Source organism: Rhizobium sp. BR 362 (assembly GCF_036528765.1).
In the GTDB taxonomy this organism is placed as follows: Bacteria; Pseudomonadota; Alphaproteobacteria; order Rhizobiales; family Rhizobiaceae; genus Rhizobium.
Genome location: NZ_JARWGH010000060.1, coordinates 1 through 15,895, shown reverse-complemented (window position 1 = coordinate 15,895; position 15,895 = coordinate 1). Strand labels below are relative to the sequence as shown.

General features: G+C 54.1%; 20 protein-coding genes and 2 pseudogenes. 9 read left to right on the top strand and 13 right to left on the bottom strand.

The annotated features are described in order from the left end of the window. On the bottom strand, positions 1-168 hold a 168-nt coding region (locus QDY28_RS30015), incomplete at its 3' end, for a transposase (protein WP_331380071.1). A 44-nt stretch (positions 169-212) separates the two neighbouring features. Here QDY28_RS30015 and QDY28_RS30010 point away from each other — a divergent pair. Further along, entirely contained in the window at positions 213-944 is a 732-nt protein-coding gene (locus QDY28_RS30010) for a phosphotransferase (protein WP_331384795.1), read from the top strand. Between the two features lie 506 nt (positions 945-1,450). Here the strand turns inward: QDY28_RS30010 and QDY28_RS30005 are convergent. From QDY28_RS30005 to QDY28_RS29995, 3 genes are all read right to left on the bottom strand, one after another. Then, positions 1,451-1,876 (bottom strand): hypothetical protein, encoded by a 426-nt coding sequence (locus QDY28_RS30005; RefSeq protein ID WP_331384791.1) that lies wholly within the window; start codon positions 1,874-1,876, stop codon positions 1,451-1,453. Between the two features lie 3 nt (positions 1,877-1,879). Beyond that, a complete protein-coding gene (locus QDY28_RS30000; protein ID WP_331384790.1) occupies positions 1,880-2,740 on the bottom strand; it encodes an alpha/beta hydrolase in 861 nt (286 codons plus the stop codon). A 105-nt stretch (positions 2,741-2,845) separates the two neighbouring features. Then, positions 2,846-3,253 (bottom strand): DUF596 domain-containing protein, encoded by a 408-nt coding sequence (locus QDY28_RS29995; RefSeq protein WP_331384789.1) that lies wholly within the window; start codon positions 3,251-3,253, stop codon positions 2,846-2,848. Positions 3,254-3,693: 440 nt separating this feature from the next. Here QDY28_RS29995 and QDY28_RS29990 point away from each other — a divergent pair, with 440 nt between their 5' ends. The 4 genes and pseudogenes from QDY28_RS29990 to QDY28_RS29975 all read left to right on the top strand — a co-directional run bounded on the left by QDY28_RS29990 (position 3,694) and on the right by QDY28_RS29975 (position 7,372). Next, positions 3,694-4,419 carry a hypothetical protein gene (locus tag QDY28_RS29990; RefSeq protein ID WP_331384788.1) on the top strand — a complete coding sequence of 242 codons (726 nt, stop codon included), beginning with the start codon at positions 3,694-3,696 and terminating at the stop codon, positions 4,417-4,419. Positions 4,420-4,601: 182 nt separating this feature from the next. Next, positions 4,602-5,792 carry an AlbA family DNA-binding domain-containing protein gene (locus tag QDY28_RS29985; protein ID WP_331384787.1) on the top strand — a complete coding sequence of 397 codons (1,191 nt, stop codon included), beginning with the start codon at positions 4,602-4,604 and terminating at the stop codon, positions 5,790-5,792. A 117-nt stretch (positions 5,793-5,909) separates the two neighbouring features. Continuing rightward, positions 5,910-6,410: an adenylate kinase gene (locus tag QDY28_RS29980; protein WP_331384786.1), complete on the top strand. Its 501-nt coding sequence runs from the start codon at positions 5,910-5,912 to the stop codon at positions 6,408-6,410. Between the two features lie 60 nt (positions 6,411-6,470). Continuing rightward, positions 6,471-7,372: pseudogene (locus tag QDY28_RS29975) on the top strand (alanine--tRNA ligase-related protein). Between the two features lie 61 nt (positions 7,373-7,433). Here QDY28_RS29975 and QDY28_RS29970 read toward each other — a convergent pair. The 3 genes from QDY28_RS29970 to QDY28_RS29960 form a co-directional block, all read right to left on the bottom strand. After that, entirely contained in the window at positions 7,434-7,949 is a 516-nt protein-coding gene (locus QDY28_RS29970) for a hypothetical protein (protein ID WP_331384785.1), read from the bottom strand. A gap of 143 nt (positions 7,950-8,092) precedes the next feature. Then, positions 8,093-8,587 carry a hypothetical protein gene (locus tag QDY28_RS29965; RefSeq protein WP_331384784.1) on the bottom strand — a complete coding sequence of 165 codons (495 nt, stop codon included), beginning with the start codon at positions 8,585-8,587 and terminating at the stop codon, positions 8,093-8,095. Positions 8,588-8,704: 117 nt separating this feature from the next. Continuing rightward, positions 8,705-8,917, bottom strand: coding sequence for a hypothetical protein (locus QDY28_RS29960; RefSeq protein WP_331384796.1), 213 nt, complete (start codon positions 8,915-8,917; stop codon positions 8,705-8,707). On the opposite strand from QDY28_RS29960, the gene QDY28_RS29955 reads away from it, so the two are divergent. Further along, entirely contained in the window at positions 8,859-9,332 is a 474-nt protein-coding gene (locus tag QDY28_RS29955) for a GNAT family N-acetyltransferase (RefSeq protein WP_331384794.1), read from the top strand. The two genes, QDY28_RS29960 and QDY28_RS29955, sit on opposite strands and share 59 nt — an antisense overlap. Before the next feature lie 392 nt (positions 9,333-9,724). Here QDY28_RS29955 and QDY28_RS29950 read toward each other — a convergent pair whose 3' ends face one another. After that, positions 9,725-10,210, bottom strand: coding sequence for a DUF995 domain-containing protein (locus QDY28_RS29950; protein WP_331384783.1), 486 nt, complete (start codon positions 10,208-10,210; stop codon positions 9,725-9,727). Positions 10,211-10,474: 264 nt separating this feature from the next. Here QDY28_RS29950 and pyrE point away from each other — a divergent pair, with 264 nt between their 5' ends. After that, the gene (gene pyrE, locus QDY28_RS29945) at positions 10,475-11,005 is read left to right on the top strand and encodes an orotate phosphoribosyltransferase (RefSeq protein ID WP_331384782.1); all 531 of its coding nucleotides are present in this window, start codon (positions 10,475-10,477) and stop codon (positions 11,003-11,005) included. 498 nt (positions 11,006-11,503) lie between these two features. Further along, on the top strand, positions 11,504-11,851 hold the full coding sequence (locus tag QDY28_RS29940) for a hypothetical protein (RefSeq protein ID WP_331384781.1): 348 nt from the start codon (positions 11,504-11,506) through the stop codon (positions 11,849-11,851). 37 nt (positions 11,852-11,888) lie between these two features. Here QDY28_RS29940 and QDY28_RS29935 read toward each other — a convergent pair whose 3' ends face one another. From QDY28_RS29935 to QDY28_RS29925, 3 genes are all read right to left on the bottom strand, one after another. Then, positions 11,889-12,326, bottom strand: coding sequence for an Imm1 family immunity protein (locus QDY28_RS29935; RefSeq protein ID WP_331384780.1), 438 nt, complete (start codon positions 12,324-12,326; stop codon positions 11,889-11,891). Between the two features lie 28 nt (positions 12,327-12,354). Continuing rightward, the gene (locus tag QDY28_RS29930; RefSeq protein WP_331384779.1) at positions 12,355-13,110 is read right to left on the bottom strand and encodes a nucleotidyltransferase domain-containing protein; all 756 of its coding nucleotides are present in this window, start codon (positions 13,108-13,110) and stop codon (positions 12,355-12,357) included. A 73-nt stretch (positions 13,111-13,183) separates the two neighbouring features. Further along, positions 13,184-13,648, bottom strand: a complete 465-nt coding sequence (locus tag QDY28_RS29925) for an Lrp/AsnC family transcriptional regulator (RefSeq protein ID WP_331384793.1) — start codon at positions 13,646-13,648, stop codon at positions 13,184-13,186. A gap of 133 nt (positions 13,649-13,781) precedes the next feature. Here QDY28_RS29925 and QDY28_RS29920 point away from each other — a divergent pair. Next, positions 13,782-15,004: pseudogene (locus tag QDY28_RS29920) on the top strand (argininosuccinate synthase). 354 nt (positions 15,005-15,358) lie between these two features. On the opposite strand, the gene QDY28_RS29915 reads toward QDY28_RS29920, so the two are convergent. Further along, positions 15,359-15,706, bottom strand: coding sequence for a S4 domain-containing protein (locus QDY28_RS29915; protein ID WP_331384778.1), 348 nt, complete (start codon positions 15,704-15,706; stop codon positions 15,359-15,361). 58 nt (positions 15,707-15,764) lie between these two features. Continuing rightward, the coding region (locus tag QDY28_RS29910; RefSeq protein WP_331384792.1) for a transposase domain-containing protein at positions 15,765-15,895 on the bottom strand (131 nt) is incomplete at its 5' end.

Here is a 15,895-nt window from a genome sequence, read left to right as displayed (position 1 = left end):
TTTCCAAACGAGGTTCGCGTTCACCCCGTGTAAGCGCGCAAGTTTCGATACCGATGCGCCCGGTTCAAGGCAGGCCGCAACAAGGCGGTCCTTCGATCCTTGATCGAAACGGCGTCGTCCATTCCGACCAACCAGCCGCACGGCAAGTTTTTGACCTTCTTCCATCACTTGGTGTCCACCTTTTTTAGGTGGACACCTCATGCCAAAGCTCAATCAATTACAGAAGGTGTGGCGAAATTCGCGCTTACGCTCGTATCGAACAACTCGCTGGTGGAGTTGCCAACGACGTGTGGAGCATTCGCATCGGCGGGCGGATCGCGGTCGGTCGACTTGGATCCAGGCCCGACGCTGATCTCGCATGGGAAACTGACCTACTTCAGCACCTCCACTGCGAAGGTATGACCGGTCCAGTGCCGATCCCGACGATAGACGGTCGACTGTTCTCGGATGGTCTGGTGGTGATGAAGTACCTGGAGGGCGGGCCACCCGAGACCGTGTCCGATTGGCGTCGCGTCGCCGACACGCTGCGCGAGCTGCATCGTTTGACGCACGGCTGGCCACAACGCCCCGGTTGGAAATCGTCGACCGACCTCCTGCGTGCGGAAACCGGAACGAGGGTCAACCTTGCCGCGATGCCGTCCGAGGGCGTTACTCGATGTAGAGCGGCATGGGCGCGGCTAATCGGACGTCAGACTTGCGTTGTCCACGGCAACCCGAACAACCCTGGCAACATCCGCATGACCGCAGATCGCGTCGCGTTGATCGACTGGGATGAGTCACATGTCGACGTCCCCGACCTTGACCTGGTGCTGCCCGAAAACGCTGCTGATCTCGACGAGGGCGCATATGATATTGCCGCGCAAGCGTCTGCCGCCTGGGAAGCCACCGTCTGCTGGAGGGACGAGTACGCGGTGAAGCGGCTTGCCGAAGTTCGAGCGCTCTGAGTAATTGCAGTGATCGGAGCGAGTTAGCCCTCCGACCTCCGACTGTCGCTCGCGACAATCTCCGCACTCACGACGCCGTAACGTGTCCCAAGCTCTTTCAGGAGAAGGTGACCTGGCCAGAACTCGACAAGTAGATAAAGGGTGTATTGGGACGGCGCTTACCCTGCATCCGGCAGTACGCCACCCTTGGAGCAATAGAGAAAGCCATCCGAGTTATTTGAGCAAATTCACGCCGCGTGATCTACCAAAAGCCCCTTGTAGGTCCCTTTAGCCCCAGCGGCTTGCGAATGGGACCGGACTGTCGTGCTGTCGATCATATGCTGTCAATCGTCGGTCAGCCCAAGTTTTGCGAGCGGTTCAAAGAGCACGTCCCAGACGCCTTGCTGAGCCTTTCGGCCTAACGCCCATGCATGTCACGCCAAGGGCAACGGACATGCATGAACCGACGATTGTCATGGGAGCGACGCGACTTTCGTCCCCGTTCTCTCGCTCAGGTCGCAACCTAATTAAACGACCATACCGCTCCCTTTCAGCCCGCTTATTGCGTTTAGTAATGTTCTGTATGGATGCACCTTCTCAGCATCGTGGCCGATAAGCGCGACTGTCTCAAAGAGAACTTCGATCATGATATCGTTGAAAGAAATAAGCCAAAGCCGTGGTTTGAGGGAGCGCCATCTGGTAATCTCCGAGCCGCCGATCACCTCGTTGAAGGCCCACGGATTGACCGGGTACCTACACTCCCTTAGGCCCTCAATATTGACGGGGGTTATCCGGAAATCGGTAATCCTTCCGAACTTGACAACGACATTGCCGCCTCCCGAACGTATTGATGCCTCATAGCACACGAGGGCGTCATTCCCGTCATAGAACACAGCAGGGTTTTCGACCGTTCCTATCTCCGGAAAAGCCTCTTGGGGAATTAATACTTGCATTATTCATCTCGGTTCAGGTTTCGCGAGAAGTCGTGCCACAGAGTTCGACGCCATCGGCGACTTTGTCAAAGGAACCTCAACGTAACCCGAATTTCCACCTGGGGCGGCGATGTGTAAGCTCGCGATATGATCGAGCAAGATGCTGCCGATAACATCAGAAGCGAAATCATGTGCCCGATTGTTTAACGTAATCAGCTTCATCTGCCTGTTTGCAAAATTCGCGTGGCTCAGGACGATGGAGTTCATCAGCGAGACCGTTGGGTCACCTACATCGTGTGCAATCGTCCAGGGAAGCTTGATTTCGCTCGCTTTTTCAATTGCCAGGAATTTGTCCGATACAAAGCGTCGAATAACTGCGGGGACCAGCGCAGCGACAGAAGCCACCGTTCCCACAGTAATGAGGCCAGCGATGCTGTCGCTTTTCTCGGCGACAAGCTGGACTGCGATGTTGCCGCCAAGCGAATGGCCGACAATGATCAGTGGAAGCTCAGAATGCTCAGTAGCAAACTTCAAAAACGCTCTCGCATCCTGCATCAACCCCATTTCGGTAGGTTCTCCGGGATTGCCGCCGTATCCACGGTAGTCAGCGACGATAATCTGAGCGCCGAGCTTGAAAAAAGGCGCGACCAGGTGCGCACGCGTGGCGGCACAGCCTCCATTGCCATGGAAAAACAACACGCAGCACTTCGGCTGAAGGGGTATTTCGCTGGCAAGTCCACGGATTGTAAAGCCATCGTCCGTGAGCACCGTAATCGGGCTGAATGCCACTGCTTGATGGCTAGACGGGCCGCACTGAATGGCGTCTGGATAGTAAATATGTGCCCGGACCTTGTTATCAACGGCTCGCAATAGGCTATTTAGCACTTAGCTTTCCTATCCATCTCCGCGTCGGTCCAAAGCGATTTCTCGTTGAATAAATATCGCGGTTGGGTAGAAAAAACAACGACAGGTTACTGAGCGGCAACAGCATCAAGTCCACTCTTCGGAGCCGTCGTCTCTTATCCACACTACCGCCACAGGGCATTCGTCTCGAAAGAACCACAGAGGTTCCTCGTTGATTTTTGTATCCTCGGTCATTTTGTCAAAATCGTCCTGTGCCGTGGATAAATGAGACTCCGCCTTCCCAAGCACCATAGCGCGGCGGTCTATTGGCAAAGATTGCTCCAAAAGCGATATCTGCTCAGCGATAGAAGCTTTGAGCAACGAACCATCTTTTGAAAGTTTTATCTTTTTTTGATCCAACAGAGCTTCGACTATGCCCAGGAAAACCCGACGGGCTTCATCGAAGCTTTTGTATTCGTCTCGAACAAATGCCCAGAGCCCGTTAAAAGCCCAAAGCTCCGCGAGTTCGACGATTTCTTGCCATCGCTTCTGCATTTATCACCCGGCCTGGCGGGACTCTGCCGCCGCTCCCGAACTACCTCAACTCGACAGTTTTGCCTATTGCAAGGAACTAGCTTCAAAGATGCTGGACAGGGCCAAACAATATCGCGACCCGGCGCAATGCCTAACTGAGGTAGTGCTTCATTCTGGGGATGGGCGACCGCAACATATTCAAGGTTTCAATTGAGTTGAACGCCGCGACACTTACTCGAACTGCCGCAATAATATGGGTCTTCGCCCCACGGCAGTGAAATGTTGATCGGTTTGAAGGACACGCAGACAACAACAAACCGAGCCCGCTTCGTTGTCCAACTCCTCTGCCGTCCCTTCCGGCCGTTATATTTCCCAAATTTGGGAAAGCCAGGTAGCTCAAAGGGATTACTGGACTTTGCAACCATATATTGCATTCTAGTCGAAAATCTGAGGGCAAAACAATGCTGAAGTCCATTTTGATTGGCGTGGCCGCGTCTACCGCGCTTCTAACATCGTGTGTCAGTCACAGGTCTGGAAACTTAGCCCAGACGGTTCAGCATGACGCACGGTCAGTTCAATATGACCAAATTCGATTACAGATTGCCCGATCCTACGATCATCCTTACGACATCCCTTCACTCGCTCTGCTTTCTTCGGCTGTGACGCAAAGCACCAATGCGCTGAAGGGTAGCTTCTCCCATGAGGTCGCCCCAAGCGGAATAACAAATACAACCGGATTTGATCTTGGAGAGTTTTCAGATCAAGCGATCCTTACAGTCAATGTCACGTCCGGAGCGACAGCAATCGAGGGTATGCGAGACCTATATGCTTATGCCGCCAGAGGAGATAATACCTGGGAAAAATCCATTGGCCCGATTCTGTTCAATAAACCTCCGAAATATCCTTGGCTATATCGCTCAACGGGCGCACTTCCAGTGGAATGCCCGCCCCAGACTTGTTACCAAATAACAAAGATTGGCAATTTCGTTTACTGGGCAAAAACCGAGAGAGATTTCAGCAACTTCGTCCTCGCAGTTTTAGAAGCCTCAACACTAAGCCGGGACAACTCGGCCGCGCCTTCGGGCAAGGGCGGCAAGAAAGCTGCTGCGGTTCACGGAGGGCTTAAGAGGAATGAACAAAGTGCTCCATCCAATACAATTTTGGTGGTTCCTAACGCAACGCAATAGTCCTACCCAAATCCGGCGTCTGGACTTGCGGAGGTTGTTGTCTGAGTTAATCTGACACAGCTTCGTCGAGCAATCGCGTTCGATCTTTGACCTCTCCGCAATGGGTCTCGGCACATACCACACTGACATCGAAACGATGTCTGGAAGCTAGATCAATGTTTCACGAAAGGAATTGAGGTCCGATGTCGCTACAAGATGTTCCTTTCGGTAGACTCTCGGAAGCAGAGGTTCAGCGTCTAGTCGATTACGGCGTCGGCGAATCCGTCCACCTCGATTACAAGCGCCAAAATTACGGGACCTCGGAAAAGGACCGTAAGGAGTTTCTGAAGGACATCTCGTCGATGGCGAACAGCTTGGGCGGAGATTTGATCATAGGGGTCACCGAGTCCGGTGGACTTCCACAGTCCATAGTGCCGTTGACTGGCGATTGCGATAAGGATGTGCAACGCTTAGAACAACTCGCCGTACATGGGCTGGAACCTCGCATTCGAAATTTGCAGATTAAATCGATCCCCCTGACAAAAGGTGGCTATCTTATCGCGATCCGCGTCCCGCGAAGTTACCTGGCTCCCCATAGAGTCATTCTTGAAAACAGCGCCCGTTTCTATGCACGCGCAGGCACAACAACATACGAGCCGAACGTTGACCAACTGCGCCACATGTTCAATTCAACACCTGTCATTGCGGCAAAGATCAAATCCTTCCACGCAGATCGTTTGATCAAGATCACTGCCGGTGAAACGCCCATCGCGATGAATGCTGCGGGTAAACTAGTGATCCATGTCGTCCCTCTTCCAGCCTTCAGTGACGGATCAATGGTGGACCTAATTGCGAAGCTCAGTTTCGGAACTCATGTTCCAGTTCCACCAAATGAACTCGGAATGCCAACCAGCCAAGCAGTGAATCTCGATGGATATCTGAATTATTTGAGTGGCGGTTCGCATGATGTAGGCCACAAGGCATACGCCCAGTTCTTTCGAAATGGCATCATCGAAGGCGCTGCAGACCTGCGAACTGATAACGGTTTATCATCACGGTTTGTCGGTGCCCCGTTTGTGCAATTGGTGGTGAGCACCGTGCAGCAATACCTGGCCACAATAGATCACTATGATATGGGTTTGCCCGCTTATGTCTTCCTTTCATTGTGCAATGCGTCCAACTCTGTTTATCGCTACGAACCGCCGGGAGGCGGCTTCCAAGAGACCGAACCATCCGGACGAGACATTATCGCGTTGCCTGAAATCTACATCGATAGCGTTGATGTTGATGTAGCCAAGGCTATGCGTCCTGCCTTCAACGTTCTTTGGAACGCGTTCGGTCGATATCATTGCGACGTCTATGATACGCACGGTAATTCGTTGCGCTCTGAGTGACAGCGAGCCGCCTTTTTTCTTTTATGGGCTGTCTACCGCAGCGGCAGGCAAAGTTGGCCAGGTCAATTTAATCAAGCGTCAGAAATTCTGGTGCTCTTTCTTTGGGACGTTTACCTCATGTCGCGCATCATCATTCTTGGAAATGCCGGAGGCGGAAAGTCGACTCTTGCCCGCAAGATCAGTGGGAGCCGAGGTCTGCCTCATTTCGAAATCGATAGATTTCTCTGGCTAGAGGGATGGACCCCTGCCCCGCTGGACACCTATGCGCGGAAACATGAGGAAATCGTATCGGGTGATGCTTGGGTAATCGATGGCCTGGGACATTGGAATTCAATCCCCTCGCGGGTGGATCGCGCGACGGAAATCATCCTCATCGACATGCCCCTATGGATGCACTTTTGGCTTGCCGCAGAGAGGCAAATAACCTGGGCTTCCGGTGAATTGGCACATTCGCCCGGTGGCCTTTTGGCGATGCCGCCGACCCGCGATCTGTTTCGAACGATGTGGGAGGTCGATCAAGAATGGATGCCAGGCATCCGAACCATATGTACGGAAGCAGAAAGAGCGGGCAAAACCCTAACTTGTATTCGCAGCGTGGAGGCGTTGGAGGCCTTATGAGGCGCTTGCGGCGTTGAACGCCAGCTACAAAGCAGATTGCCGTTCGCATAAGTCGCCACTATATTCTCGGCAGGCACAGAAACAGCAAAGGAGGTTGCCTATGTCATCGCGGGACGCCTGATCCAGCAATACCGAGACTTCTGCCTTTCCAAAGGCATCGACTTTACACGCATTGAATCCGTACGGCCGCACGACAACACCACGCTCTTCTGCAGCGCCGGAATGCAGCAGTACAAACCCTTCTTCTCCGATCCCTTCCACATTGGAACCGTTGCGAACTCTCAGGCTTGCCTGAGAATGGGCGACCTTGACGAAATCGGGGACGGGACCCATTTCCTCCACTTCACGATGCTTGGGCTTTTCTCGTTTCGAGAGATGACCGTCGGCGACGCCAGCAATTTCTGGATCGAGTTTCTTGGTACTCTCGGCCTCGTACCCGACCATGTCACGATCCATCCGGACCGATTGGAGGAATGGACACCGCTCTATGGTGGTCGCATTCCCATCGTTCCAGATGACGAATGCACGTGGAGCGACGGCAACGTCCGTGGCTACTGCACCGAGTTCTACAAGAACGGCATCGAGATCGGAAACATCGTCAATCCGCTCGGGACCTGTATCGACGTCGGCTTCGGGGCCGAACGCCTCGACATGATCTTGAACGGCACGCCGCCGGACGATGCACTCGCCACGTTGCGCGGAACGGTCATGAAGATCGTCGAGAGCGGCTACAAACCCGGGAATAAGGAGCAAGGCTATGTACTGCGAAAGCTCCTCCGCCGCATCCATGTGATCGGTGGAACGCTGGACCATCCTTATTTCGAGCTGGAGGTCGAGCGTCAGGAACGGTTGCGATCCAATATTTGCGTCTTCGCGGCAGATTTCCTGACATGAGTCCCGAATGGTGGTTCGACACCCACGGCATCGATGTCGCCGAGATGCCCGAAACCGGGGACGAATAACAAGGAACATTCTCGATGACACAAGCGGGAGGCAACGTTTGGACACGATAGGCCTGGCGTCTCAGGGGGAAATGACCACCTCTGCGCCCGAACCGACTTGCGCGAACGAAATCTCTTGTGAACCCCGTTTCCACAGAGCAGTTGTTGCCACTTCATTTTTGTCCAGATTCGACGGGCGGCCGAGAAGTTCGATCAAGGCGTCCAGGAGTCCGCCAGCGACTTTGACCGTATAGGCACATGCTGTGTGAGCATTCGGATCCTGCGCTACCCAAAACGAGATTAACTCTTCGTTTTCAGTTGAGGTTTTTCGCCAACCAACGACATCGACCGTACCGCCGTTGTACGACATGAAGCTCTGTCGCCATTTAACCGTGTCCGGGTCTGTCGCAGGTATCGCGTCCCAACCAAGTTGGTTGCCCTTTGCAGTCGCCTCTGCGACAGTTTCGGAACTGCAAACCTCCATCAAACGCGGGGGCGACAGCGCCTGGACCTCCGCGAGAGCAAAACCGCCAGCGCTCAACGTGCTGATTGCGTATGCGGCCGCTCCAAAGATGATACGCCAGGATTTCGCATCCATCACTGTGTCTCCGTGAATTGCCCTCGCTAACGCACCGTAGTTTGTGTTCTGGCGCATGCAAGCACCGGGATATGTGCAATGTGCCCACGACATCAAAACTAAACGACCAGCGCTTCACTGGAATCGCTTGCGCCAGTCGCAGCTCATGATCCAAAGACAATCTGACACGCCGAGGTGCTTGCCGGAAACAACCCATCTACGCCAACGGGTACCGGCACATCATCCAGCGTCTTCACTTGAGCAATAGCTCCGTCCTTTGCAGTGAGCGCAAGGGTGCAGGATACGTCGTCATCATGCTCCGGAACGTAGCGGTGCTTCGTGATTACCATGTTCAAGGTCACCGTCTGCTCGATATATGTCCTGGCGGGTATCCGCACTACCCGAGATCGCTGCCAGGTTAGCGCTGTGGCTTCGCCAGCGTTGCTGCGGTTCGTCGGTGCCCCAAACTTTTCCTGGAATTTCGAGATTGGTTTGCCGCGCCATTCGTTCCCGACTTTGTTATAAGGGGCCGCAGTGGCTATTCGGATGCCCTCCCCTAGCTTTGCAACACCAGCCTGCAGACCTTTGACCGCTCCACCACAACCGGAAAGGAATAACGGGAGGACGGCAATGATCAAAAGCCCTTTCGTAAATTTCATTTCGCATTCCTATTTCGCGACAATTCCGATCAGAGGTATTTGCGATAGAGATCGTGCTGGAACGCGATCTAGATGCAAGCTGCCCTTGGCGTTTGTGCGCTGAATACCAATTGGCTGTTAACGCGGCCCATCATTTGTCGTTAAAATTGCATCTGTGGCAGGATCGGGATGGCGATGTCTGCTAAAGCGGGTGGTGGACTTATGCGGGATCGCTGAGGCGCAGATGGTGGACATTGAAATCTCATCAACCCGAACTGTCATCAGGCTTTTTATGCCGAAGGACGCCGTCGAGGTTTTCTCTTGCATTTCGCCGAAGGTGACGCGGTTCATGGCATGGGATCCTCCGGCCTCACTGGCAGACTTCGCTGACGTCTGGCGAACATGGCTACCCGCAATCGAGAGCTCGTCCGACTTCCACCTTGTCATACGCGAGAAAAGAGACGGCCGCTGCCTTGGGCTTGTCGGCCTACACGCTGTCCAGTCTGGCACCCCAGAACTTGGCATTTGGCTTCGATACGACGTCCATGGAATGGGGTTTGGCAGCGAAGTGGTTGGGGCTGTAGCTGCATGGGCAAGCCAAAATGTCGCCGTTGAATATTTCGAATATCCGGTCGCCGAGGATAACATTGCCAGTCGACGGATTGCCGAAGCATATGGTGGCCAGATTGCGGAAACGCGCACGAACTCGAAATATCGCTCGGTTGTCTATCGCATCCCTCCATTACACAGCAGCGCAGATAAATGAGATGATCAATAAATGAATGTTGCCGGTACGGAGCACTCCGCACGGCCATGGGGATGGCTTAATAATTTCCTGTGCGCTCTGAGGCTTTTTCCTTCCCCTTAGTATGAAATTGTAATTGGTCTCAGCCTGGTGTTATGACCAGTATTGGCCTAACGACCTCTTGTGGAGACTCCCTACCCTCGTCAGCAATATCGCTTGGCCCGCCCTTGTTTTCTTGAACCTCTTCAAACGGGGGCGGCGGGCATTATCTCGCGCCTGTGCGAGTTGTCGCCCCAGCGCTCATCGGCAAGTCAAATGGAATCTCTGTTCTGCATCAGCCTCGGCGCGGCAACACTCCAACAGATCGCAAATGCAACTGAAAATTACAGTCGCTGGCGACAATGGGAACTGGCTCATTGGGCTTTCAACCCCACGAGGCGCTTCGAGACCTGATCACCCTTGGAAATGTTTTTGGCTTCGCCAGTGTAGATGTCGCCAGCGTATTGGTCATCTACACCAGAGACGTTTTTCGTCCACAACGTTTTGCCAGCCCGGAACCAGGCCTGGCATGGAGAATATTTGAAGACGCTTTTGCCGGTTTGATCTTTCCAGTCAGATTGGAAACAAAAGACGTTATCGTTTACCGTCCAAGTCCCATCGGCGGTGTGATGTGTGCCGTTGGTCTTATCAGCGAGCCCCAGCAGTTTGCCGTCCGGCGTAAATGTATAATAGATGTTGCCGTTATCTTTGTATTTCAGCGTTTTTCCGACATAAAGCTGCTTGACCTCCTCCGATGTCAAAGGTTTCGCGTTCTCCGGCAACTTACCTGAGTTCTTCGCAAGAACAGGTGAAACCAAAACGGCAAGCGCGATTGCTGTCGTGATCGTGATCTTCATCATACAGCCCCCCAATGATAGAATGCCATTGACGATACTCTACTTATAGATGTCGGGACAGTTGCCCTTATGGGCTAGGTCTTGGGGTCTCAGACACGGCGCTTCCTCTGTGGGATTGCCGACCGCTACTTTCGACAGCTACAAGACTTCGGCGAAGCGTAAGGGTAGGCCCAAGAAGTTGCTGCTTCCTCCTGCTCGCTGGCCGCTCGCGGAACTCGTCTCTGGCAACCCGGTATCGCAACTACGAGTTTTACGGTGCGTGATGGAATGACGTATTCTAAACAGCAACTCGCCCGTCAGATCGCCGAAGCCGCGACGCTGCGCGGAGAATTTTTGCTTCGCTCGGGGCAGACTTCCGAGCGTTACTTTGACAAGTATCGGTTTGAAGGAATCCCCTCGCTATTGAAGCCTATGGCTCGCGCAATGGCCGAACTCGTTCCACCGGAAACTGAGATCCTTGCGGGCTTGGAATTGGGTGGTATCCCGCTTGTCACCGCAATTTCACTGGAGATGGGCCTTCCGGCCGCATTTGTTCGCAAGCAGGCGAAGACCTATGGGACTTGCCGCGCTATCGAGGGACAGGATGTTACTGATCGCCGCATTACATTCATCGAGGACGTGATTACGACAGGCGGGGCAGTGAAAGATGCCTTCCATTTGGCAGTCGCTGAGCAGGCAAATGTCCTTGCCGTCGTCTGCGCCATTTGGCGCGGTGACGGCAAGCCCCAGATCCAAGGAGTTTCACAACTCCCCGTCCATGCAGTCTTTACCAAAGAGGATTTGGAAGACGGACGTTGAGGCAAGGCGATCCGGCATTTCCCCAATACTCTAGTCAAATTATCTTCGCGTCATCGTCGGAACGGATGAAAATGCGACAGGCTGGTGGCTGCCCTTCTTCGGACGATGATGACCAAGTAGGTGAACGTCGCCACCTCACCGCAGCTGGTTTGAGTTTGACAACGCTTTTACGGTTCCGCCGTGTGACGCGAGGGCGCAATTTCTCTCGTGGAATTTGTATGCTATGGGGTTTCGCCCATGCCACTGGCACCTATCGCCATCCGTGTGCCAGCGGCTCGCCCTGTCGCCGCCACGCGGTGGTGACAGGGCCAGACTATTGTTTTTTGGCAGCGACTGATCGGCAGGAGAATCTGCCTAATGTTTCCATGGAAGCGCCGAGCCAAGTCAGTTTCGCACTAAGCTGGGCTGACGCGAGGAGATGCCAGTCCGAACCATTCAGCGCCAAGTCAACGGGAGGTGACGTGGATACCAGGCTGATTAACATCGCAGACCTGCCAAGTGTTCAAGGTAGAAGCAGATGTCCGATTGCACAGTATCGCCGGAACGCTAGGCAACGATGAGGCACTTATGTCAGGCCGAGTACTGAACCGTGTTGATCTTCCGAAAAACGCGGGGAGCATCGTGCTCTATGACTGGAGCGATATGGGGGATAGCTACAACCTGGTAAGGCTAGACTTAGAGGGCAACATTCTTTGGAAAGCTGACCCTCCGATTAAAAGCGTGCCGGACTGCTTCACCGAGATATCGTGGGACGGCAAAGACCTTATTGCCAATACTTGGGGCTGTTATCGCGTTGACGTAGACCTGCAGAGCGGCGCGACTACGGTGTTGGAGTTTATCAAGTAAGCGGCTTGCGGAGCTTTATGGGTCACGTCCTAGCTCATCAACCCTCTGGCCAGTCCAAATTTTCCGCGCCAACCCAAGCGACAGAATTAGGTCTCTTCTCAGGATTGCGAAGAAAATCTTCAACCACGGCTCGCGCAATATCCCAGGAGAGATAATTATTTTTGGGAACGGTAGCTCCATTACTCGAAATATCAAATCCTTCTTTGCTTATCGCACCAGACTGGGAGATCATTGAGAAGTTTCGACCGAAATCACCGCTGTTATAGCGATCATATGACATCGAAATTCCTTCTCCCCTCCTATAATTCATAATAAGAGAGTATCGATCTCCACTTTCATCCAGAAATTGAATAGAGCCACCTAGATCTTCTGCCCATTGTGCAGAACACGCAGGGTCGAAATAGCCCCTCCAGGCTTCAGGGGAGAAATCCTCTTTGTTTCCAACCGAGGAAAATGTGGAATGAAATTTACCCATGTCGATCAAGAAACCTGGTCAAGTTCGCTTACAACGCGGCCATGTCCACAAGACTCGGCCGTCTTGCTTGCTCCGATGCCATGCGCTTATCGCCCGCGAAGAACGGGCCGCCATGTTTGTTCAGTTCCGCGAGCGTCAAAATGCGAAGGTCCTCGACATTCCCAAGAGCGGCCTGCCGAAAGGCGTCATCGAACCTATCGGCCAAGCCTTGTTCCAAATCTCGGAGCAATCGTGGAATCCACTTCCCCTTCCCCGACCATGTCCCTCGCCCCAGCAAAATGAGATCGGCCAAGGGCTGATAGAGTTGGGCGGCAATGGCTCGTACCTCCGATCCCGCTCTCTCCCCATTGAGATCATCGAGAAGATCGGTGATTTGATACTTCAAAGTGTTCAGCTTCTCGCCCGTCAACTCTGGTGGACCGGCGCGAAGAACACTGGCCGCATATTCCTTCCAGATCTGACCCTTGCCGGGATCTGGCCCTAATATTTGGCCAGTGGCGACCATATGAATGATGACGGGATAGCCTCGGCCAATATCGCTCTCAAAAAACCAGCTCAGCGTCTCCGGATCCTGAACGAACGCTTCGAACGGAAAGTCGCCTTCGATAAAGGTTTCGCGCCATGCGGTTTCGAGCCGATCAAAGACCACGACGAGATCGATGTCGGAGCCTTTGGTCCCCTCGCCGCGTATGATCGACCCGGAGGCAAACGCAAATGAATAGCCAGGAAAGCGGCTTGCCAGAACCGTGCTGGTCGCCTGCATCGCCGTTTCGAATACGTTCATATGGCCCTCCAAACATCAATTGCCTTGCCGATCTGGCCTGTCCTCATCGACGTCGCGACTGCGACTTCACGGGTTAACACGCCAAGGGTAACTCGAAACTTCGTTTCAGCGTTTCCATCGGCACGTCGGTCTTGACGTTCAAGACGCTCGGGATGCGCGTCAGGTGGTCAGCCTGAAAGCGCCAATAACTATGAAGGTCCGCCGTGACGATCCGCAGGACTGCGTCACACTCTCCCGTCGTCAGATAACATTCCATCACTTCTGGGAACCGTCTGACAGCTTCGGCAAACTGCAGGGTGACTTGTGCATCCTGTGTCTTGAACCAGACGCGAGCAAAAACGGTGAGGCCCGCGCCCACCTTTGCCGGATCCAGGACGGCAACGTAGCGATCAATGATACCGGCGTCCTCTAGCAACCGCACACGGCGAAGACAGGGTGAAGGCGATAGCCCCACTTCCTTCGCCAGATCGACATTGGAAATGCGCCCATCTCGCTGAAGGACCTTCAGAATACGACGATCAATCTCGTCCAGAGGCATTGACACAATATAGCTCCAGTTTCGGCCAACTCTAGCATAATCTGCCAAATTCTCTCGTATATTTGAACTCTTTGCCAGCTCATTGCGCACAGGTTGACCTATCGTTTCAACGTCAACGTGGAGACGAAAGCAGATGTCGGAAAAGCTCAAAAAAGTCGTACTCGCCCATTCAGGAGGCCTGGACACTTCCATCATCCTAAAGTGGCTGCAGGAAACCTACGGCTGCGAGGTCGTGACCTTTTCCGCCGACCTTGGCCAAGGCGAGGAGCTTGAGCCCGCTCGCAAGAAAGCAGAGCAACTGGGCGTGAAAGATATTCGGATCAAGGATGTCCGCGACGAATTTGTTCGCGATTTCGTTTTCCCGATGTTCCGGGCAAACACGCTGTATGAAGGGCAATACCTCCTTGGTTCCTCCATTGCTCGACCGCTGATCACTAAGCATCTCGTCAATATCGCAAGGGAGGTGGGTGCTGATGCCATCGCCCATGGTTCTACCGGCAAGGGCAACGACCAGGTGCGCTTCGAGTTGGCTGCGAACGCGCTCGATCCGTCGATCAAGATCATCGCGCCCTGGCGTCTTTGGAGTTTCCAATCTCGTACTGAGCTTATCGAATATGCCGAGAAACATCAGATTCCGGTTCCAAAGGACAAACGCGGCGAAGCTCCGTTTTCGACAGACGCAAACCTCTTGCACACATCCACGGAGGGCAAGGTTTTGGAAGACCCAGGCGAGATCGCACCCGCTCACATCTATCAGCGTACGGTCGATCCTTTGCATGCGCCCGACGAGCCGGAAATCGTCGTCATCGGCTTTGAAAGGGGTGACGCAAGTTCCCTGAACGGCGAAGCCATGCCGCCTGCCGTCCTCCTGAAGAAACTCAATGACCTGGGGGGCAAGCATGGGGTCGGGAGACTCGATCTGGTCGAGAACCGGTTCGTCGGGATGAAGTCGCGTGGAGTCTACGAAACCCCAGGCGGAACGATCTTGCTCGCCGCTCATCGCGGGATCGAATCCATTACATTGGATCGCGCTGCGGCGCATTTGAAGGATGAGATCCCCGCTACGCTGAGCTGATTTATAACGGATTTTGGTTCTCGCCCGAGCGGGAGATGCTGCAGGCGCTGATCGACCAGAGCCAAATCCATGTCAGCGGCGAAGTGACCCTAAGGCTCTACAAGGGCTCTGCCAGTGTGATTGTCCGCTCCTCGCCTGTCTCGCTGTATGCGGCTGACCTCGTCACCTTCGAGGAAGGCTCCGGTACTTACGATCACCATGACGCCGAAGGCTTCATCAAACTCAATGGCCTGCGTCTCAAAAACTGGGCAACGCGAAACACTAAAATAGCTGCATCATAACGGCGGCCGTAACGGCGGACAATCCGTTCTGGCGACGTGATTGACGGTCACGTGCACAGCACCGTGATCAGGACCGGCTCGTGAGAGGGGGCTCGTCCCTCGTAAACGGACGCTCTCATAACCGGTCCTGACTTTTCTTGCAGGCCGTACCTGCAAGAGGCTGCGCTTCTTGTCGAGACATTTCGGCAATAGATGGGCTGTCAGCGACTGACAGCGCAACAGCGCAGATATTTGGCTGCGCTGCATCCTCAGTCGTCCCCGTATATGACTTTGAGTGCGGGCCAGACTGCAGCCAAGAAGGCAATGCAGACAGCCATACGCCGGGATTCTTGGTTCCGTCCCGGCGTATCTGCCTCACTTCACGACCACATGGCGTTTGCGGCCCAAAGAAAGCCTGGTCGGCAGTCCCTGTGCTGATATCACCAAATCGAGGTCTTCAATAATATCGCCGTTGATTCTAATGCCGCGCCCGGAGATCGCCCTTCGCGCCTCCCCCTTGGAGACGGCCAGTCCGGTGCGCACAAGTAACTCCACAAGAGCTACTCCACACACGCGCTCCACATTATCCAGCTCAAGCGTCGGCAGGCCTTCAGCTGCTTCCCCCTGCCCGAACGTTTGTTTTGCCGTGGTCTCCGCCTGCTTGGCGGCATCGGCTCCATGGGTAAGCGCCGTAGCTTCGTAAGCGCGATTTTCCATGCACATTGACGGGTCGGCATCCCTGAACGGCCCTCGCGTTGGTTGGTAGCGATATCCGGCTCTGTTAGGCCGCAGAGTTTTTGGAGAAGTTGAACGGTAGCAGGTCTCCAATGTCCGCGGTTTCGTCGCGCTGCGGCAACTCAGTGAGCACCTGGCGCAGCCAGGTGAGAGGGTCGACGCCACAGGCGCGACAGG